The organism is Bacillus cereus group sp. MS39 (genome assembly GCF_040448665.1).
Classification (GTDB): domain Bacteria; phylum Bacillota; class Bacilli; order Bacillales; family Bacillaceae_G; genus Bacillus_A; species Bacillus_A wiedmannii.
Map to the genome: position 1 here is coordinate 2,168,497 of NZ_CP123058.1, position 19,669 is coordinate 2,188,165.

Sequence of the window (19,669 nt, forward strand, 5' to 3'; positions counted from 1 at the left end):
AAGGGATCGCAGTTATGAATGAGAATAATAGAATAAGAGTCATGGAAATATTAAATCGATCTCAATACAATGATAAAATAATAGATGGGCTAGATATGAGCAATGTAGACCTTATTTTTTTGATTTGTCAGAGGTGATGGCAGAGGATATTATGGCAAAACAAGTATGAGAGCATCGTTTTTTGATTGTGATTTTGAGTTTGCTGATTTCAGAAGCTGTAATTTAGAGAAAATACATATTGCAGATTGTAGATTTGGTGAAGCGGACTTCTCTAAAGCAAATATGAAATATGGTGAGAAGTAAATGAATTTTGAACATTTAAAGGCCTATGATGGATAGTATACGTTATAAACGAATATTGGAAAATATCTCTCATTGTATATAGAAATTACATAATAAAAATAGAAGTATATTACGATAAAAACTTACTTTTACATAACAAACAGCTTAACCATTAGCTAATATTGTAAAGGAGGATTGAAAATGTTAAATGATGTGTTAACGAAGGAGTACATAATACAGAATGGCCTTGAGTTTGAAGAGTGTTTAGAATATGGGGGACCTTATGGGTTAGGAATAGTAGAGTGTGCGGTTGATGGTAAAGAAAAATTGTTTACTGGCTTAGCTTATGATGTTTATGAGAACGGAAATATAGAATGTTATTTCTATGTAGAAAATGGTGTGAAACAAGGAAAGTATGTGGAGTTTTACATGGATGGAAATATAAAAAGAATCAGCAATATGAATAGAAGCGCGGTTGAAGGCTACTATGTTGAATTTTTTCAAAACGGAATGAAGAAGCATGAGTCTGAATATATTGCGGGACGTGAAATGACTTTTAAAAAGTATGATGAACAAGGGAATGTTGTAAAACAAAAAATAGAACCAACTGAATTCGATATATTATATGCGGAAAAATTCAGTAGCGGTTTAAACAAGTAAGGAACACTACATTAAAAATATTGAATATTAATAAAATAACGAATTATAATTCGATTGAGAGATAGTCGTAGAAAGATATAGAGGAAATGTGAAGAGGTATCGAAATATAGAAGTATGCTTATGGCGCGAACAAACAAATATAAATGAGAAAAAGACTTGAGGAGATTCAGTGGGGGGGCAAGAGATGAGTAAAGTAGAATGGAGATTACCAGATAAGCCTTTATTGCGAGAAAATGTAAAGAATGTGGAAAAAGAGTTGGGCATTCATTTTCCTTTAGATTATATAGAATGTGTAATGAAGAATAATGGAGCACATGTTAGCCCAGAAGTATTTGAAGTTGAGGAGAAGAGAAAAGTTTTTGGTACATTACTAACTTATGATATGGATGATGATGAAAATATTATTGAGGTATTCTATGACTACAATGACACATTACCGAGTGCATTGGTACCATTCGCATTTGATCCAGCAGGAAATTTAATTTGCTTTGATTATAAAAATCATGAAGAAGATCCAATTGTCGTCTTTTGGGAACATGAAGGGGCATGGGAAAAGGAAGCATTGATGGAAAGTGAAGGGATTACGGCTGAAGAAGTAGAGGAAGTAGCGAGAGAAAATGTATTCTATATTGCTAATAATTTTACGGAGTTTTTAAATAAGTTACATGGTTAATAGTGGGAAAGGATTCAAACTTATTTGGCAGTGATAAATGAAAATAGTTACATAACCTCGTTCCTAATAAAGTGGGGATTAAAATGAAACCGAATAATTTTACAATCGCAATGTATCCTACAGTAGCATTTAAAGAAGAAGAGATATTAAATCGTCTTTTAGATGTATTTGAGTCAAATGAAAAATTTGCTCCTACTCATTGGGGGAACTGTGAAACGGTGCAGGTAGAATATAATCGCCAGGAAATCATAGAAAAAGTAATTTTGGAGCAAAGGGTATCTGAAGTTCATTTGTATCGCGATAAAACAGTGCACTAGTAACCCTAAAATCAACCATTATGTATAGAGTTAATAAATTATTTAAATAAAAAACTGTTAATAAAAAACTAGAATTAATGAAGGGGTATATTCACTTAAGAATATAACCCTATTTATCAGAACCAGTAGTACATAAGGAGATTATCCCACGGGTTATTTGCAAATATTAGACGGGGGATATTTGACGCTGTAAAAGAAAAAATATTGACTCTTATATCATTATTGATGTTGTCCTCAATTTTCCTCATGTAGCACTTGAAAATCAGTAACAAGTGAAACGATTTTTCCTGCTTCATCGATTCCCCAATAGGAAGGGTAAAATCCATCTCCATAACCTGAACGGAATATAATGATATTACTTCCTGTTTCCTCACACACCACGCAATTTCCCCAATCTTCATCATGTTCTGTTAGTATGTCATCTATAAGATCATCATACAAACTAGTAAATTCTTCTCCTAGTTCTTGTTGTAACCTGTCTTCTATTTCTTCTAACTTACCAATTGCTTCAACATCTGCAAAGCACCCTAAGCCTGTATCAACTGGGTAACCAAAAATATAACCGTCTTCCAGTTCACTTCCATTTTGTCCTGGTTTTGTTGCCATCTTCCATCCTACCGCTTTTGACTCCGACAATTTCAATTCAGCACCAGCAATGACTCCATCTTCCTTATGCCACCAAGCAACAATTGGATATGTACCTGGCTGAATTGTTTGTTCGAAGTGATTTTTATTAAAAATAAGAGGATCACAAGCAACAATTTTACCTGAAGTAACTTTCAACTGTTCTAGTGCTTCGGAACGCAGGGCCTCACTATCCGGTTTAGATAATTCACGTAATAACTTTGACATAATGTTTCTCTCCCTTTCCTTTTAAAATATTTGTTGGTGCTGCCTCCCATATATTTTTACATGAGTTACATTTGTGTTCTGTGGTATTTCTAGCGCCTTTGTATGTTCCTATAACATCGCCATGAACTTCTAAAACCTCTGCGGCATATTGTACCCGCGTTTTCTAATAGTTCCGCAACATATTCTTCATGCGTTTTACGTTTTCGGATATATTGCTCCCCCGTACAAGTGTAGATAGAACAAACCTTTATTCATTGAAAAATATAACAAATGAATTTGATTTTAAAATTAGACCCAGTTTTGAGGATGTAAATAATAATCCACCCGTTGATTATATTATTTTAAGGGTAAAATTGCATTAATTAAAAATTCAATAAAATAAGATCGAACTAGATAGTCTTTCTAGATTGATCTTCTTATTTTATATTCTCAAGGGATATTCCACTTCACTGCGACTCATTGCAATATGTCTACTTCTGTGACACATTACACAATTGTACAGAGATAATGAAGTAATATGAAAAATAAAATAAAGATTTAAATTTAATCCTATATATTTTTTATAAATTCTAAAAGTAAATCCCTTATTTTTGGTATGATTGACAGATACTATTTAATTTCTTATGAATATTCTTAAAAAGGGAGTGATGCTGTATGAAATCAATAAATGTAAATGGGAATATATATCATATTGAATCTGTTCCTTTTGAAGATAAGAGTGAGCAGGATGAAGAAGGATACTACGAATATTTTTACAAAGGAGTCAATTTATCGTTTCACTCGGACAAAGAAATAATTAAAGCCCGAATTTATGACGACGAAGAAATAATATATTTCTTAAAAAATCCATTTCTTGCTTTTGGTAAAGATTTTGAAGCTATAAAAGTATATATAATTAAAGAATATGATGTAAATAAATTTAAAATTCCAGGTGAAAAAAACGCCTATATAGAATTATAGCTATAATTCTATATAGGCGTTACCATGACCAATTATAATAAAACAGGAAAACTCACAAAGTACTTATGCCTGTGGGCTATGAAAGGAATGTATTCGAAATTGAGTAAATCAAGTGAAATAAGTAGATTTGAAAATAGATTCTCAGAAAATGTGATTGAAATAGCAGCTGTCACAGGGGCATTAGGAATCGGTGCATCAAAAGGCGGTGACAACATTTTGTGGACTGCGTCAATTGATTTGATTGCGTGGAAAGACTTACATAACAATGAAACGATTACAAAAGAAGACATACGACTGGCATGGTTGGTTGATGATGCAATTAGTTATTTTGGATAAACGTGATGTGATTTGTTAGGAGGTGAAGTTAAATGAGAAATGACTTAACATGGCCAGTACCGGATGAGCCAGTTTCAGCAGAATATATAAACAATGTGGGAAAAGAGATAGGGTGTATATTTCCAAGTGACTATGTAGAATGTGCTACAAATAATAATGGTTCAGCTGTATTACCTTATAAATTTGAAATAGATACGATAACAAAGGTATTTGGAACTTTACTTTCTTATGATGTAGATAGTAGTGAATATATCGTTAAAGTATATAACCAGTATATTTCTACTCTGCCAAATGAATTGGTACCATTTGCATTTGATCCAGCAGGAAATTTAATTTGCTTTGATTATAAAAATCATGAAGAAGATCCAATTGTCGTCTTTTGGGAACATGAGGGGGCATGGGAAAAGGAAACATTGATGGAAAGTGAAGGGATTACGGCTGAGGAGGCAGAGGAAGTAGCGAGGGAAAATGTATTTTTTGTGGCTAATGATTTTACGGAGTTTTTAAATAAGTTACATGATTAGAAGAAGTTAAATCGTAAAAAAGAAATAGTAAAGAATATAGTGAGATAAAAAATACATATAAGCAGTAGGCGGTAAAAAGCATTAAAGGATAAAATAGATGAGAAATGGTTGTTGACAGGGGCAATTTGTATTTTATATAGATTAAAAGGCGGAATATAATGAAAATATGGAAAATTATTAGTGATTCACAGTTTGATCAATTAGAGTGTGAGAATGAAGAAGGACAAGAAATTTTTAATAACTATTTTCAAGGTCAATCAGTAATTAATACGTGGAATCCATTGCAAATGAAATTGTCAAACAAAGGAGAAGTATCTGATTTATTAAGTGAAATACCACTTGTTTTTACAAAAGCAGCGATAGAAGTAGTATTTGATTTAATAAAAGGGAAAGTTGAAGTTCTTCCGCTTGTTCATGAAGTATACGAATGCTATGCAATACATGTATTAAACGTATTGGCATGTATTGATTATAAAAATGCGAAACCTGATGATTTTGGTGGATTCGATAAATTTGCTTTTATTGCAGATAAAATTAAGGGTGAACATATTTTTTGTACAATGAACACAAAGCATAAATACGGAGATTTTCCAATTGTATCTGTACAAACATTCGTATCAGATGAATTTAAAGATTGTGTTGTGGAAAGTGAACTAAAGGGGTTTAATTTTCAGTTAGTATGGGAATCCGATGAGAAAAATCATGAACAAAAAATAGAAAATAACCCAGTGATACGTCCAACCTCAATAGAAGATTTTAAATCACATATTCAGCAGCATTATGGACTGATTACGAATCATATAGAAGCAAATACAAAAAGGATTACCGATGTAGAATTATATGATGTTGGACCAAATAAAATAGTTGATTACCATACAGTAGTGACATATCGGAATAGCTATTTCCGTATGCCAGCTCCATCAAGTGTAGATAGTGGTTATTCAGAACTTGTCATGCATCTACCGAAGGATTGGGATGTTTCAGTAACCGCTTTGGCGAGTTCGAAATACAGTTGGCCTTTGCGTCTTTTACAAGAATTTGGAGAAACGACAAGGGAATATGGATTAGGGCAATGGCTTATATTTCCGAATCAATTAGATGAAGGTAAGGAAGATTGCAATGCGTCAATTCATCCATATAGCAAAGAGACGGAATTTTCTGGTGTTATGATTGTGCCACCAATTCCACAGTGTTCAGGGGCATTCAAAATGGAATTTCGTGAAGATGGTAAAAGAATAGAGGGTGACTGGCCGGTTTATTTTCATACCCTATTACCGTTATATAAAGAAGAAATTCAATGTTATTTCGAAGCAGGATTAGATACGTTATTACAAAAATTACTGAAAAATGGTATTGAAGCAGCATTTGACTTTAATCGAGAGAATACGTGTAAATAAGGCAGGATCGATTGAAGAGATTTATAGTGGAAAAGTAATAAGAATCGCTATATAACTTTACTATTAGTATGAAGGTGGGATATGAAATCCAATTATTTTTCAAATATTAATAATTCAGTAGGAAATGAAATCCTATTAGGTGTTATTGGGAAGGGGAAAACATGGAAATAAAAAAAGCGTTAGATCGGTATTTTAAAGCACTTATGAATGTATGGGAGAAAAAATATGGAACGTATCCTAAAGTACCGTGGGATGCAGAAGTGGATTCTTTATTATATTTAAGTAATCCAGATGAAGAAGGATATGTATATTGGAAACCTCTTGAGAAAAATAATATAGATAATTTTATAGAAATTGAGAAAGAACTGAGTGTAAATATTCACGATGCGATAAAAGAATACTTTAATTCTTATTGGTTCTTAGACATACAAGGCTTTTACGGTACAAAATTAGTTGTCCTTGAACCTGTGGAACCGAATAAATCTATAGTAGAATTTATTCAAATAGTGAAACGGTATGAGGAGAGTGAAGGGGGAGAATTTAGGTATATACAGATAGGATTTATCTCTCCGGAAGATAAGGCTATTATTTTTGACAATGAAACAGGAGAAGTATTAATGGAAAACTTTGAAACAGAAGAAAAGGAGTTTCTTTCTAATTCCCTAGTTGAGTTGATAAGTAATTTAAAAATGGAGCAGAGATAATAATATGATATGCAGGAGGATAAAATGATCTCACCACAAGATTTTTTAGTGAATTGGAATGAAGAAATATACGGTTTAATTCATTATAATGAAAAAATCATTCACTCGTTTTCCTTCTCGAAAGAAACGAAAGACTTCTTAATTAAAGCAGGTTTTCCCGAGTCTGCTCCTCCATTTCTTACATTTGAATCTGCGGATAACGGTGGCGGGATAAGGTTGAGCGAGATACAAAATGAATTAGGTACGATGTATGATAAGTTTATATACTTTGGATTTACTGGTAGTGGAAATCCAGTCTGTATTGATGAATCTAAATCACAACTCGTATATATAGATTATGACAATGAAAATAAAGTCGTTCTTATAAATAGTACGATAGAGAAGTTTGCAGAATCTTTACTTGTCTATGTGGAATTTATAAAAGAAGTAAAGGCTGCCAATGGAAGAAAGGCTTATATTGAAAAAAATATACCTAAAGGTTTGGTGGAGTGGATTTCTAATGCACTTCGAAAAACTGATGCAGTTGCTTTAACGGAAGGATGTTTTTGGACAGAAGAAATAGGGAGTTTTAGTGAATAAGTGTAGATAATAATAGATGGTATTTTTATAGTTGTAAAAAGTTATTCTAAAAGGGGTATGTGGGGTGAATCATAGACGCAAGAAAAAGAAGCCGAAACAAATAAGAAAAGAAGCTGTTCGGATAAAACCGATAGTAGAAGAAGAAAAACCACTAAAGAAGAGTAGCAACAAGTTGGTCGATATTCTCCTAGGTATTCTTCTTTTTCCAATTCTTATATGGGCTGTCTTGGAAGGTTGTACAACACAATTAAGCAAAGGGAAGACTTTCCTTATTATCGTTTTCTTTCTCTTAATTGCAGTAGGGTTATCTATGATAGGAAACAAATAAGGGGGAGTTTAGATGTTTAAGAAGAAGGAGAAAAAAACATTTACGTTAGACTTGTAAACACACAAGGGGAAATCATTCGAGAGTTTGATTGTACAGAAAAAGACTTGCGGAAAGTAAAAGAAAATGGTGCTGAAATTCGTGTGGTTGGAGATAACTCATATGAGATGGTAGCAACCGATGAACAACTAGAAAAATTAGCAAGAGCTGAAGCAGAAATCGAAGCGGAAATTAAGGCATGGGAAGACGCTTTAAATGAGAGTTTAGATGAACGCGAAGAAAGAGAAGCGAGACAGAAGGAATTGAAAGAAAAGAATAAATGGAGTACAAAGAAGAAAGTGACCGTATTTGGGCTGATATTCTTTGTATTTATTGGATTACCTATTATCGAAGGGTATCAAAATAGTAAACTAGTTGAAGAAGGTACATCATTACATGCAGAAATTGTAGGTAGGCATGTAGAGAAGGAATTCATGTTTACACATCCAACCTTAGTAGTTGAGGTAGACAGTAAAAAGCATAATGTATGGGTAAGTGAAGAGACATATAACGGAGCAGAGTGGTTAGGTAGACTAAAAGTCATAAAAACAAAAGATGGTAAAGTTGAGAAAGACCCTAGATATGAAGGCGAAGACTTAATTACGAGTTATTAAGGGACTAGATAAGGGTAGAAGGAAATGGTTCACTAGTTGTTTTAAATAATGTAAGTGGAAAGACTCAATTGAAGGAATTTGAACGCGGGTCGTTTACAGAGGTTTCGAATAGTTTAAATGAGTTAATTTCTAGTTTGAGGTTACAAAAATAGTAAAGTGAAGAATGTTTATATGAATTATAGACCGGCTAGATGGGGTGGGAAAGTGGAATATAGTGGAATGGTTTCAGTTTGGTTTGGAATTTCTAAATCACTCCAAAATCTTGAGGATTATGTCGATATAGATTACACGATAGATGGTGATTCAGTTCATTCAAAGTTTGGGACGAGCTTTGAATTCGGTTATTTTGATGAAGATAATATTGAAATTTGTTTTTATGAGAATAATAAAAGGGAAGTTGAACATATTTTAAGTGATTTTTCTTATAGTGAACGAATTATTCCTAAAATAAAAAAGCTAGTAAATGGAGATAGTTTAGCGAACGATATTAACTTTGCTATTGTTCTTTATGATTTTAAATATAATGAAGCGAAAAGAGAAGATATGTTTGATGGTTTAGAGGTTACATTTATTGGTTCTATGCCGTACAGGTAGTTTGCAGGGAGCTGCAAATTCATTTCATAAACACATAGATAAACCTTGTAAAGGAGGGATACAAATGCATGCTTTGCCAAATCGTTTAGAAGAAGTTTTGGAAGAAGATATATATAAACGGGAAGATAAAGATCAGGTGAATGAAGTAATGAATAGATTAGGTGTAAAAGTGTCTAATACATTTAGAGAGTTTTATTATCGATTTGCAGGACCATTTTGGGAAGAGCACGTTCCTTATGAACTACTTGATATTATAGATGAAGAGAATAATATTGAATACTACACAATTATTGCTCGAAAGGAACATGGATTTCCTAATAAGTATTTAGTATTAACGGAAATGACAGCAAATGCTGCATTGGTCCTTGATAGTGTAACTGATAAAGTTTACTCAGTGAATTTTGAAGGTGGAGATGAATTACTTTTAAATGGAGAATTAAAGGAGAGTTGGCCAACGTTTTATAAGTTTTTGAAAGAATATTTCAAATGTTAAATGTTGATGGGAGTTAACAATAAGCAGGGACACCTTAGTAATAAGTGCGAGAGGAATGACGGATAAATGAGAGTGAACGATTCAGTTTTTGGAGAGATTGAATATAATTATGCTTGGGCTAAGTGTATGCCTATAACTTTTATAGGCAATGTAACTGAGATTGATTTGATGATAGATGGTGAAGAAGATGGGATGTTTGATGAAGGGCAGTATGTAGCGTATCAATCATTAATAAAAAATTGGGAAGAGGTACAAATAAGTTTATTACAGTCTATATTAGACTATTACAAACAAAGGCGATGTGAATTAGGATATGGTATTGGAGTGCGAGAAAATTATCCATTAGTTGAAACAACTGATCAAATACTAGAGATGATCAGTTTAGATGGTATTGTTGTTCCGTATGCAGATATTACGGACGGACGAGAGGTTGGAATTACATTTAATTGTACGTGGGATATAGAAAATGGTGTAGGAGTTCGTTTATTAAATGAAAAGATAATGGAAGTAGGTTATCAGGATATTATTTTTTAATATAAGTTAAAAGTAAATGTGGAGATTATATAACCTAAATGAAAAAGGTGTCAATCTTTCTCGAATTGACACCCAGATACGAATTTGTTTAACATCTTACATACTTACGTTTGAAACCTAGTCTTCCTCTATCAAGTTCTTTCTGAATACTTTCTGTAGCATGTAGCAAACTGCTTTTTTTATTATCACGTTTGACTTCAACTATACCAACTTCTTTTGCAATTTCGACTGCTTTTTCGTGTAGTGGTACATATGAAATTGCCACTGTGTTTAGGAAATTATTCATAGCGGATTTTGTTCGTTCTGGCGAATGATGAATTGTATCTTTCACCATTTCAAGCATATCGGAAATTTTACTTTCGGAAAACTCATTGTCTTTGCGATTTCCTAAAAGCCAACAGTAGCAACTCCAGCCTGCAGACATTTTAGGCTCGTCCCCACTTGCAATCCATGTATCAGCAACGTCTTGTGCAAGATTTGACTCCGATAAAGTTACTGCTACTACATAATCAGATAGCATATAAAAATAAGCTCCATCTATCCAACGATTAAAATCCGATTCACTCATAGCTTTTGGGTCGGCAATAATGCCTGCAAAGTACATAGCATCGTAGTTGCCTGTGGCATAAAGTTCTTCAGCTAATTCTTGATTTAATTTTATTTTTTTAGCGATTGGTTTCATGGCACCTGTAGCTACGCCAAAAACTGGCTCGTGGGCGCCGTTAGATATGTATATTTTTTTCGTTCGTTCCTTACCTAGAGCTTCAAGTTCTTGCATAACTGTTTTAAAATCCATAGCTGTGCACTTCCTTCCTTCATGTAAGAGCCTTTTTCAGTCTTTCATATTTCTAATGTTAATACTAATTGTATTCAAGAGGTATGTCCACTTTCTAAAGGTATCGAAACTTGGTTTGATTTTTGAATACAATAAATTGCATTTTATTGTAAATGAAAACAGAGCCTATTGAGAAGGTGGTATAATATAGAAAAAAGTGGGCGGTAAAAATATGGATAAGATTCAATTTGCGAAAAAGATTAGAGAGTCTATAAAAAATGGTCAATTGGACACGTTAAGAGATTTGCTGGGCAAAGATCGAGAAATGTTATCGTATGTCACACCATTTGGTACGTGGTTACATGTAGCGACGGCCTATGGGAATTTAGAAATAATAGAGTATTTAATCCATTCAGGGATAGATATTCATGCAAAGTGTGGGACTTTCTCTACAAATGTACTTGAAAGAGCAGCTACGAAAGGGCATTTACATATTGTAGAGTACTTTATTAAACATCAAGTTGAAATGGATACTAGTGAGCCGGATCGAAATCCTCTGTTTGCTGCCATATATAGTGGGCATTTTAAGATTGTTAAATTGCTAGTTATGAATGGGATAGATATAACGATAAAATATTCTGGTAATAATATGAAAGAAATGGACGCTTATATGTTTGCTGTTGAAAGAGGGGAGATGGAAATTGCAGAGTATGTAAAGCGTAAGTTGAATGAGAATATATATTCATAATGGAGGACGCTATTAATGGAAGTACATGGAATGGTTTCAATATGGTTAGGTAATATGAAAACGCAAGGTCAATTGGATACATATATGGATGTTACGTATGATGAAGAAGGAGACGCTATACCAGCAAGATTTTTTGTTGATTTTAATATAGATATGATTGATGTAGATGAGGATTTTATTGAAAAGGAAGTGTTAGAAGAAGCAAGTGATGACATTTCTATGTTATTAACGGGATGTTCATATGATGATAAAATACTATCTCGAATTAAGGGAGTAGTTAAATTAAATAAATCCTATAATTCTATCGTTTTAATTTATAACTTTCAATATGACAATTCAGTTAGTAATTTTGAAGGCTTTGATTTTGCAACTGCTACAAGCTATCTATAATGGTAAGAAGGTCACTGTAAGGTAAGGAAGAATGAAAAGTATGTATAGTTTTTCCAATAAATATTTGGTATGATGGTGAATGGGAAAATATACAAGTTGTTAGTGGCTCATAAAAGGGGGATTGAATTGAAAAGAACGCTTGAATTCGTACTAGGTTTAATTGGTGGCATTATAGGAATTATTATTTCCATACTATTAATAGTTGTAGCGTTTAATATTATGGAAGGTTTTGATTATGAACTTTTAGCTTATTACTCTATTATTTTAACGGTTCAAATAGGGTTGCTTATTTTATCATGTTTAGTAAACAAGGTTAATAATAAAGTTTATGGAGTTTGTATGATTGTGATTCCTATAGTTACGTTATTTATGTCATTATTCTTTTTACTTATTCCAACAATATTACAAATTATGTCTGGTTCATTTGCATTTAGAACACTAAAGTTAGAATCGAATGTAGGATAAATATAATTGTTCACGTCTGAATATTCGGTTTTTTTAATGTTTTCGTTTGCAGTTCAAATTAACATAAGGTACAAAGTTGTGCGCTTTAGGAGGAGAAATAGATGATTATTTGGTCTGGTTGGGGTTTTTTAGTCGCAATTATTGTAATTATTAATACTCTTTTGGGTAAGGTTATCTTTGGATCTATAACGGGGGACGCTACATATTTTCAAGACCATAGTTGGCCAATGGCGGTAATGTTAATTATATCAGGGGTTATGTCTTGGTATTTAGGAAGATATATTAATAAGCCAAATGGGAAAGTTTATATAGATGCCGAAACTGGTGAAAAAGTTATGTTTAACAAAAAGCATTCACTATTTTTTATAAAAATGGAATATTGGGGACCGATTTTAGGAGTTATTGCGATTGTAACTTTAATTACAAGATAAAAAAGAGGATGGGTATAGTAAGAGTAATCTATTTAAGTAGAAGGAGAAATCAGTCATGAATGCAAAGAAACTACTAGGGGTAGCAGTTCCGGTCATGTTGTTATTTGGTTGTGGAGTGTCTGAGAAAACGAACACTTCTAAACAGGAGAAAACGGAAGAGTCTAAAGTAAAAGAATCGAAGTCTAATAGTAAGAAAGAAAAAGTTTCAAAGGAAGACTATCCTAATAAAGTGTATAAATTAGGGGTAGAGTTTGATAAGTTGTTTGCGGAGCATAACAATATTACAAGAGAGGTTTTTGACGGTAAGAAAAAGAAATCAGATGTAGTAGATAGTGTGAAAGAATTAAATAAAATGTTAGATAAATTCGAGTCGATAGATCCCCCTGCAGAGTATGTAAATCAACAAAAGGATTTTGAAAAAGCAATTGGTTATTTTAGAGAGTCTTTTTCTTTAATAAATGAAGTATTCACTCGAAAAGAAAAACGAGAAAAAGGCGATAAAACTGATAAAGAGTTAATCGAGAAATCCGAAAAGTTAGTGAAAGAAGGAGATATCTACTGGCTTAAGGCATTCAAAGATCTTGAAGGGGATATTAAAATCGGTGATGGTACAGTATCTGTGAAAGATTTGAAAGAGTTAGATAAGAAAGCTGGAATTAATACGGATAACGTTATGAAGAATGTGAAAGATGGTACGGAATTAATCGGTAATTGGGGATTCAAAGGAACAGACGGTTTCATTATGTCACTCATTCTAAAAGGTGATAAGACATTTGAAACGTATGGTAAAGGTGAGTATCCAAATAAAAAGAATTATATTGAAGGAACTTGGGAATATGATAAGGAAGCTTTTACAATCTATTTACATCTCAATAAACGTTTAGTAGATGGTGTAGAAGATACAATTCAAAAAAAGAAAATAGCATATAAAGTTCAAGATTATGATGGGGAAAACTTACGATTATTTAATGAGACTTCATTCAATACAATTAAGTATGTGAAGCAAAGGTAAAGTTATGTAGGACCAGGTTTAAATGGCCTGGTCCTTAATTAAATTGTGGGAATGCAACGAATATTTTATCGTTGGCTTTGCCTATTTTATATCATGTTATGTTTTAATAAGTGGATAAACGGAATTTAAATGTAAGTATGGGGAGTTGCTTATAAATGATAAAGAAATTTACTAGAGTAGTACTAACTACGGTGATGCCAATTAGTCTTATCATGGGTTGTGGGAACGCTGAAAAAACTAAAGCACAAGAGACGAAAGCGGTACAATCTGAGAAGAAGGACTATATGGATTATTCATATGGTAGCAAAGGTATATTAGTAAGCAGCAAAGCGAAAGAGCGTCAACAATACGAGGTTGGGTTTATAGATGACAACAAGTTAATTGGGGTTGATGAAAATATTGAGGACTGTATTATTTTAGATAATAAAGATGAAGCAAGTCTCGTTTGGAAACAAATAGAGCGTGGATCCATTATTGAAGTACAATATGGTAAGGACCGCAATGATATTGTAGGCGTACAATTAGTAGGAGATCGTGAGTCATACGAAATTAGTGATAAGTTTGATCGAAATACGATAAATGAGATTGTTGAAAACGTTAAAGGGAATTCGTAATAGATGTATTTCGATAGTATAGGATTCCTTATCATGAAATTGTGAATCAACGGCATTTTTTATATGAAAATGCCGTTGATTTGTGTTAAAAAGTAAATGCTATCTTATAGTCTTGTAGAAAAACACGTATTAATCATAAGTGAATTATTCTTCGTTCAGCTGTGATGATCGCCGTAAAGTTATTATCCAAAATAAAAGAGCGCAAGCACTAACAGATACACCTAATATACATACTCCATCCCAACCATATTTTGCATACATATTTGTTGAAAGAATGGCACCTGTTGCACTACCGATGGAATAAAAAATCATGTAACTGGCAGTGAGTCGACTTCTTGCTTCGGGACGCACTGTGAACAGTATACTTTGATTGGTGACATGTACAGCTTGCACAGCTAAATCTAGAAGGATAATGCCGAAAACTAGTAACAATAGAGAGTGGTTAATAGATTTAATTAGGAGCCATGAAAGTACTAATAATAATAAGGCTATGCCAGTTGTTCTTTGGCCTAAACCTTTATCAGCTAATTGTCCAGCTTTAGTAGCAGCTAATGCACCCGCCACTCCAGCAAGACCGAACGCACCAATAGCTGTATGTGAAAGATTATGTGGTGTAGCACTTAGGGGCAATACTAAAGAAGTCCATAAAATACTGAATGAAGTGAAAATAAGCAATGCTAATATTCCGCGAATGCGTAAAAGTCGTTCTTCTATAAATAATAAGAAAACAGAGTATATTAATTTTCGGTAAGATAGAGTTGTCACTTTTTTATGTTCAAGAGTAGGTAAATTTCGGTGTAACAAAAAAGTTACGCAGAGTAAAAGGATAGCAGAGGTGAGATAAACGGATCGCCATCCAGCTAAATCTGTTAATGTGCCTGCAAATGTACGAGCAAGGAGTATACCTATTACAACGCCACTTGTAACGAAACCTACTATGCGTCCACGTTCTGCTGGATTAGCTAAAATTGATGCATATGCGACAAGTGTTTGCGTAACAGTTGCAAGAATTCCTACTAAGGCCATACCTATAAAAAGTACGATGGTTGAGGGGGCGACTCCAATTATAATTAAAGCGATAACGGATAAAAGCATTTGGACAATTATTATTTTCTTTTGGTTTAATAAGTCACCAAGTGGAACGAATAAAAGTAATCCAAGTGCATAACAAACTTGAGTAATAGTAATTACAATACCGATAGTTGAATGACTAATCTTAAATTCATTTGATAAAGAATCAAGAAGTGGATGAGCGAAATATATATTTGCTACAGCCATTCCGCAAGCTATTGCGAATAATAGAGTCATATAACGAGACATTGTTGCATGAACAGGTGAATGTATATGAGTGTGAGTATGTTTTCGAATGGTCATCATTTTTTCTTTACTATTCATAAAATCAGCTCCTTTTTGTATTGTTAAAAATAACGTACCGAACGGTATGTTATTTTGTAAGTAAAATATAATCTTGAAGAAACATATATGTCAAGTTTATTTTGAATTTAATGTGATTTTTTGACACATCGTTTATAATTTAATACGATATATACTATACTGATTGGTACACAAATGGTGATGTGTAATCTTAATAACTAGATGTAGAAAGGAGATTGTTTTAAATGGCACGACTACGCGAATTTGATGAAGAAAAAGCTTTGGATGCTGCTATGCAACTCTTTTGGGAGAAGGGATACGCAGCTACCTCATTAAGCGATTTAACTGCTAAAATGGAAATACAAAAGCCTAGTTTATATTCAGCCTTTGGTGATAAAGAGGGATTATTTGAAGCGGCATTAAGGAGATACACAAATTTACATGCGGCTAATATACGAACAAAACTTCAAAACGAACAATCTGTAAAAGAAGCAATTCGGACGTTTTTTGAAAATATAGTGGAAGAGGAATATAAAAAAGAGTTCAGTAAAGGTTGTTTTTGTATTAACACAATGGTCGAACTTGCTCCTCATAATGAAAAATTTGAAGTACTGACTAGAGAACATCAAATGTATCTTGCAGTTGTTTTTCAAGAATTAATTACGAAAGGAATTCGATCAAGAGAACTTCAAAGTGATTTGAACGCTAAAGCATTAGCGCAAACATTAGTCACATCCTTAATTGGATTAACAGTGTTAATGAAATCACGTCCAGAACGTTCTGTTATAGATAATTCGGTATCAATAATAGTATCGTTAGTAAAATGATCTTTGGGTGAGGTGTTAATCAGCAAATTAGATAATAAGAAAGTCGATTCCTTATTAACATAAGAAATCGACTTGTTATAATTACTTATTTTGTAAGTTGTCTTTCCAAAAATTATAGCTATTATCAATAACTTCTTTTAATTTGAAATAGTTTTCCCAAGTATCTTGCACATGGTAGAGAGTTTCTTCATCTATAAAAACGTCTGAGTAATCAATTATATACTTCCACTCCTCATCATTATTAAAGTAATACATGGCGAATTGGTTGCCCTCATCATTTAACATGTCGTCTGCCAAAACGCCATCCCAATTCATATAAATTTCTGTGCCAGTCATTTGTCTAAGTTTAAACTGGTTAATTTCGTCTTGAGACTCTTCTTCAAATTCTTCACTACATAAATGATGTTCAATTATCCATCCTAAAAACATACCAGTATGTACAAAAGCTTGATCGATTGGTAAGTCCTCAGGAAAATTACCTTCATAATGGTACTTCGCTTTATCATAAACCATCGTATGTAACAATCAGTTCATCCCCTTTAACGTATTATCTCATAAATTCGTACTATTTGTTTTAATATTTTAACTATTTTTCAAGCCATTAGATTATTCGAGTTTGAATATATCATTGAGATTGTGAAGGTTATTTACTTAAACTGACGGGCAATAATGATCAATTAAAAAGAAAGGTAAAGTTAGCGAAAAGAACAAGGGTTGAAGAACGTATGGATTCATTCATTGTAATCCATTATAAGGTTTTACGTGGCGTGTTATTTGAGAAGTAAGAATGATTTCATCAAAAAAATCCATTGGAGTTCCAATGGATTTATACATTACAATTTTATCGAGACCTCATTCAACATCATAACAAATTATAATTAAACAGTCTATATTTTGGGTTGGATTTTTTATATAGTTTGGTTGACAGCAAAACTATATAAAAGGGGTGTTATTCATTGGGAAACACTTGTCACCTTGATCAATCTGATTTACAGGAGTATATGCAAAAGGTATTTGGTACCAGTTATTTGGTTTCTAATGTAACGAAAATGCATGGCGGTGCACAAAAGGTAGTCTATAAGATTGACTGCAGCAATGGATTTTCCAGCGTTCTGTATGTGTGGGATCTTACCATGAATTATTTTCAAGAAGAAATAGCAAACGGAGATATACATGAACAATCCTATAGTAGTGATTTATTTGAATTAAATAACAAGTATTTAATTCAACAGGGAATTCAAACCCCCATTCTATATGATCTGAATAAGGAAAGAAACCGTTATCCTTATGATTATGCTCTCGTTGAATATGTAAATGGACAAAAGGCAGAAGTGTATTTTCAAAATTCCGATTCATATGTAAAAGATAAAGTGTTTCAGCGGTTAGGAGATATGCTGACAGGCATGCATGCCAATGAGAGAAATACTCATGGGAAAGTGAATCAAAGTGGAATCAATACGAAAAAATGTCATCACTTGCAAATGAAGCATGCAAAAAAAGATTTAGATTATGCATCCCAACATATTGACAGCATCAAGGCAAGTCATAGCAAGCTACTCGATACATTGTACGAGCTTGAATCAAAAATTGAGCCAAGAAATCGATATGGATTTATACATGGGGAACTAGGCCCTGATCATGTATTAATTAATGACAAACTAGAACCTTATTTGATTGATATCGAAGGAGCAAAGTTCTTTGATATTGAGCATGAGCACAGTTTTTTACAGTTTCGATTTGGGGATTATTATCGATATTTAAAGAATGATACTCTTGATCCCAACAGGATGTTATTTTATCGGTTACATCATCATATATCCTTAACTTCAGGCGGCTTGAGATTGCTTCACAGAGGGTTTCCGAATCAACAGTTTGCAAAAGATCTAACCGATTACCATTCTCATTGTACACTGCGTTTTATTGAAGGGTGATGTCTTTAAGTTAAATATTATCTTTCCTTATAACGACAAAACTACCATGATAGTAGTTATGAAAAATTATAAAGATTCTTCTTGTTGAAGAAAATCAGTAAAAGGTATCCTCATCTATTTTTGAGAGTAGTAGTGTGTATGAGGGGAAGTGCTTTTGACGGCAATTGCAATTGGTTATAAAATAATGTCTGTTAAGGGATTTTATAGAAACTATCATTCACCTGCTGGGGATAAAATGAAAGTATTTATTAAAGGGTGGAATAAACATAGTTTTATACATACATAGTAGATTTATAGTTTTTCACGAATGAGAATATAAAGGGAGGTTGAGATACTACACGAACAGTGTAGGTATCGATTACAGCGATGAATACAATCATGAAAAAAAGAGTAATGGCACTATCAACAAGTTTAGTAATGTTAGGGAGCGCTCCTTTAGCAATATCAGCAGAAGAGAGTAAAAAAACCTCAAACTGATCAACTTCGTATCGCACAAGGAGAACGTGGAACGAGCGGGTTAAGTTATTCTAATTTCAATCTAGAAACTCCAGATCACATGCAAATTAACGAAGCGGAAGTATCAGAGAATGAGAAAATTCTCTTAGAAGAATATAAACATAAACATGATGAAACAGAAGCGTTACATAAAATGAAAGAAGCGAAAACAGGTCAAGTAGCGGAAGATGAAGCTATTTCAAACATTGAAAGGGTCTTTGAACATGTAGACGGTCGAAATGATGGTTCTACTCGCGAAATGAAGCCGGTTGAAAAGCCAAGAGCTATTCAATATAGTGCGTCGATGACTACAAAGAAATATGGAACACTTTACAGATCAACATTTGATCGCATACAAACAGTCTGTTCAACGATTATACAGCTTACAGGTAGTTACTGGTGTTGGAGATAACAAGTTTAATCTTAAAGGTACAACAACTCGTGGTGAGGCAGCTGCCTTTTTAGTGAAAATGTTAGACTCTATGCAGAAATAAATGAATGGTATGTAAAAGTTTGTACTGATGCAAGAAAAAGTAATAAGGATGTTAAAGGAGCTATCCAAAATGAAAATTTGGAACAGCTCCTTTTTATTTTAGCCCCTATGAAGCCCCTTCTAAGCCCCTTCTAAGCCCCTTCTAAGCACCTACCAAGTAATAAATCACTAAGAAAAAACAAAACAAAAACAAAAACAACTACAAGAACAAAAAAGCGCGAAAAAATAAAA

Annotated in this window: 26 protein-coding genes and 5 pseudogenes; 27 read left to right on the forward strand and 4 right to left on the reverse strand. The window is 33.1% G+C overall.

All coding sequences use genetic code 11. From position 1 onward, the window contains the following. Positions 1-14 precede the first annotated feature (14 nt). From QEP67_RS11390 to QEP67_RS11405, 4 genes and pseudogenes are all read left to right on the forward strand, one after another. Positions 15-300 (forward strand): annotated as a pseudogene (locus tag QEP67_RS11390) (pentapeptide repeat-containing protein); the annotation flags it as partial. 183 nt (positions 301-483) lie between these two features. Then, entirely contained in the window at positions 484-942 is a 459-nt protein-coding gene (locus QEP67_RS11395) for a hypothetical protein (RefSeq protein ID WP_048566050.1), read from the forward strand. Between the two features lie 184 nt (positions 943-1,126). After that, positions 1,127-1,615 (forward strand): SMI1/KNR4 family protein, encoded by a 489-nt coding sequence (locus tag QEP67_RS11400; protein WP_064459888.1) that lies wholly within the window; start codon positions 1,127-1,129, stop codon positions 1,613-1,615. Positions 1,616-1,698: 83 nt separating this feature from the next. After that, a pseudogene (locus QEP67_RS11405) lies at positions 1,699-1,929 on the forward strand (hypothetical protein); the annotation flags it as partial. A 237-nt stretch (positions 1,930-2,166) separates the two neighbouring features. Here the strand turns inward: QEP67_RS11405 and QEP67_RS11410 are convergent. Next, positions 2,167-2,784 (reverse strand): DUF4241 domain-containing protein, encoded by a 618-nt coding sequence (locus tag QEP67_RS11410; RefSeq protein WP_064459886.1) that lies wholly within the window; start codon positions 2,782-2,784, stop codon positions 2,167-2,169. A 654-nt stretch (positions 2,785-3,438) separates the two neighbouring features. Between QEP67_RS11410 and QEP67_RS11415 the strand changes: the two genes are divergently transcribed. The 12 genes and pseudogenes from QEP67_RS11415 (at position 3,439) to QEP67_RS11470 (ending at position 9,883) form a co-directional block, all read left to right on the forward strand. Next, positions 3,439-3,744 (forward strand): hypothetical protein, encoded by a 306-nt coding sequence (locus QEP67_RS11415; RefSeq protein ID WP_064459885.1) that lies wholly within the window; start codon positions 3,439-3,441, stop codon positions 3,742-3,744. A gap of 78 nt (positions 3,745-3,822) precedes the next feature. Continuing rightward, positions 3,823-4,062 (forward strand): annotated as a pseudogene (locus QEP67_RS11420) (hypothetical protein); the annotation flags it as partial. 50 nt (positions 4,063-4,112) lie between these two features. Then, positions 4,113-4,604 (forward strand): SMI1/KNR4 family protein, encoded by a 492-nt coding sequence (locus tag QEP67_RS11425; RefSeq protein WP_064469101.1) that lies wholly within the window; start codon positions 4,113-4,115, stop codon positions 4,602-4,604. 158 nt (positions 4,605-4,762) lie between these two features. Further along, the gene (locus QEP67_RS11430; RefSeq protein WP_064469100.1) at positions 4,763-6,001 is read left to right on the forward strand and encodes a suppressor of fused domain protein; all 1,239 of its coding nucleotides are present in this window, start codon (positions 4,763-4,765) and stop codon (positions 5,999-6,001) included. 161 nt (positions 6,002-6,162) lie between these two features. Then, positions 6,163-6,705, forward strand: coding sequence for a SecY-interacting protein Syd (locus QEP67_RS11435; protein WP_064469099.1), 543 nt, complete (start codon positions 6,163-6,165; stop codon positions 6,703-6,705). A 24-nt stretch (positions 6,706-6,729) separates the two neighbouring features. Continuing rightward, on the forward strand, positions 6,730-7,284 hold the full coding sequence (locus tag QEP67_RS11440) for an SUKH-4 family immunity protein (RefSeq protein WP_064469098.1): 555 nt from the start codon (positions 6,730-6,732) through the stop codon (positions 7,282-7,284). 64 nt (positions 7,285-7,348) lie between these two features. Next, positions 7,349-7,612: a hypothetical protein gene (locus tag QEP67_RS11445; protein ID WP_001016550.1), complete on the forward strand. Its 264-nt coding sequence runs from the start codon at positions 7,349-7,351 to the stop codon at positions 7,610-7,612. Between the two features lie 104 nt (positions 7,613-7,716). Next, positions 7,717-8,262, forward strand: a complete 546-nt coding sequence (locus QEP67_RS11450; RefSeq protein ID WP_016134927.1) for a hypothetical protein — start codon at positions 7,717-7,719, stop codon at positions 8,260-8,262. Between the two features lie 8 nt (positions 8,263-8,270). Next, positions 8,271-8,414 (forward strand): annotated as a pseudogene (locus QEP67_RS11455) (SecY-interacting protein Syd); the annotation flags it as partial. A gap of 19 nt (positions 8,415-8,433) precedes the next feature. Further along, positions 8,434-8,856, forward strand: coding sequence for an immunity 22 family protein (locus tag QEP67_RS11460; protein ID WP_048566060.1), 423 nt, complete (start codon positions 8,434-8,436; stop codon positions 8,854-8,856). A 64-nt stretch (positions 8,857-8,920) separates the two neighbouring features. Continuing rightward, on the forward strand, positions 8,921-9,349 hold the full coding sequence (locus QEP67_RS11465) for an SMI1/KNR4 family protein (RefSeq protein ID WP_048566061.1): 429 nt from the start codon (positions 8,921-8,923) through the stop codon (positions 9,347-9,349). A gap of 66 nt (positions 9,350-9,415) precedes the next feature. After that, complete coding sequence (locus tag QEP67_RS11470) at positions 9,416-9,883, forward strand: DUF2004 domain-containing protein (RefSeq protein ID WP_048566062.1); 468 nt, start codon at positions 9,416-9,418, stop codon at positions 9,881-9,883. Positions 9,884-9,971: 88 nt separating this feature from the next. On the opposite strand, the gene QEP67_RS11475 is transcribed toward QEP67_RS11470, so the two are convergent. Further along, a complete protein-coding gene (locus QEP67_RS11475; RefSeq protein WP_048566063.1) occupies positions 9,972-10,679 on the reverse strand; it encodes a DNA alkylation repair protein in 708 nt (235 codons plus the stop codon). A gap of 211 nt (positions 10,680-10,890) precedes the next feature. Here QEP67_RS11475 and QEP67_RS11480 point away from each other — a divergent pair, with 211 nt between their 5' ends. The 6 genes from QEP67_RS11480 to QEP67_RS11505 all read left to right on the forward strand — a co-directional run bounded on the left by QEP67_RS11480 (position 10,891) and on the right by QEP67_RS11505 (position 14,318). Further along, positions 10,891-11,406, forward strand: coding sequence for an ankyrin repeat domain-containing protein (locus QEP67_RS11480; protein ID WP_048566308.1), 516 nt, complete (start codon positions 10,891-10,893; stop codon positions 11,404-11,406). A 15-nt stretch (positions 11,407-11,421) separates the two neighbouring features. Further along, the gene (locus QEP67_RS11485; protein WP_048566064.1) at positions 11,422-11,796 is read left to right on the forward strand and encodes an immunity 22 family protein; all 375 of its coding nucleotides are present in this window, start codon (positions 11,422-11,424) and stop codon (positions 11,794-11,796) included. Between the two features lie 126 nt (positions 11,797-11,922). Next, positions 11,923-12,261 (forward strand): DUF4064 domain-containing protein, encoded by a 339-nt coding sequence (locus QEP67_RS11490; protein ID WP_000831563.1) that lies wholly within the window; start codon positions 11,923-11,925, stop codon positions 12,259-12,261. Between the two features lie 101 nt (positions 12,262-12,362). Next, positions 12,363-12,692 carry a hypothetical protein gene (locus QEP67_RS11495; protein ID WP_000587858.1) on the forward strand — a complete coding sequence of 110 codons (330 nt, stop codon included), beginning with the start codon at positions 12,363-12,365 and terminating at the stop codon, positions 12,690-12,692. A 55-nt stretch (positions 12,693-12,747) separates the two neighbouring features. Continuing rightward, positions 12,748-13,704 carry a DUF3994 domain-containing protein gene (locus QEP67_RS11500; RefSeq protein ID WP_000992215.1) on the forward strand — a complete coding sequence of 319 codons (957 nt, stop codon included), beginning with the start codon at positions 12,748-12,750 and terminating at the stop codon, positions 13,702-13,704. A 155-nt stretch (positions 13,705-13,859) separates the two neighbouring features. Then, positions 13,860-14,318 (forward strand): hypothetical protein, encoded by a 459-nt coding sequence (locus QEP67_RS11505; RefSeq protein ID WP_000591653.1) that lies wholly within the window; start codon positions 13,860-13,862, stop codon positions 14,316-14,318. 144 nt (positions 14,319-14,462) lie between these two features. Here the strand turns inward: QEP67_RS11505 and QEP67_RS11510 are convergent, their stop codons facing one another. Then, the gene (locus tag QEP67_RS11510) at positions 14,463-15,713 is read right to left on the reverse strand and encodes an MFS transporter (protein ID WP_001085010.1); all 1,251 of its coding nucleotides are present in this window, start codon (positions 15,711-15,713) and stop codon (positions 14,463-14,465) included. Between the two features lie 224 nt (positions 15,714-15,937). Between QEP67_RS11510 and QEP67_RS11515 the strand changes: the two genes are divergently transcribed. Continuing rightward, the gene (locus tag QEP67_RS11515; RefSeq protein ID WP_000113324.1) at positions 15,938-16,519 is read left to right on the forward strand and encodes a TetR/AcrR family transcriptional regulator; all 582 of its coding nucleotides are present in this window, start codon (positions 15,938-15,940) and stop codon (positions 16,517-16,519) included. Positions 16,520-16,600: 81 nt separating this feature from the next. Here QEP67_RS11515 and QEP67_RS11520 read toward each other — a convergent pair whose 3' ends face one another. After that, on the reverse strand, positions 16,601-17,044 hold the full coding sequence (locus QEP67_RS11520) for a hypothetical protein (protein WP_000903405.1): 444 nt from the start codon (positions 17,042-17,044) through the stop codon (positions 16,601-16,603). 476 nt (positions 17,045-17,520) lie between these two features. On the opposite strand from QEP67_RS11520, the gene QEP67_RS11525 reads away from it, so the two are divergent. The 4 genes and pseudogenes from QEP67_RS11525 (at position 17,521) to QEP67_RS11540 (ending at position 19,439) form a co-directional block, all read left to right on the forward strand. Continuing rightward, positions 17,521-18,450, forward strand: a complete 930-nt coding sequence (locus tag QEP67_RS11525; protein ID WP_002008056.1) for a phosphotransferase — start codon at positions 17,521-17,523, stop codon at positions 18,448-18,450. A gap of 154 nt (positions 18,451-18,604) precedes the next feature. Continuing rightward, positions 18,605-18,736: a hypothetical protein gene (locus QEP67_RS11530; RefSeq protein ID WP_000123988.1), complete on the forward strand. Its 132-nt coding sequence runs from the start codon at positions 18,605-18,607 to the stop codon at positions 18,734-18,736. 80 nt (positions 18,737-18,816) lie between these two features. Further along, positions 18,817-19,276, forward strand: a pseudogene (locus QEP67_RS11535) (N-acetylmuramoyl-L-alanine amidase); the annotation flags it as partial. Next, positions 19,266-19,439, forward strand: a complete 174-nt coding sequence (locus QEP67_RS11540) for an S-layer homology domain-containing protein (RefSeq protein ID WP_096001615.1) — start codon at positions 19,266-19,268, stop codon at positions 19,437-19,439. The pseudogene QEP67_RS11535 and the gene QEP67_RS11540, both read left to right, overlap by 11 nt. Positions 19,440-19,669: the final 230 nt, after the last annotated feature.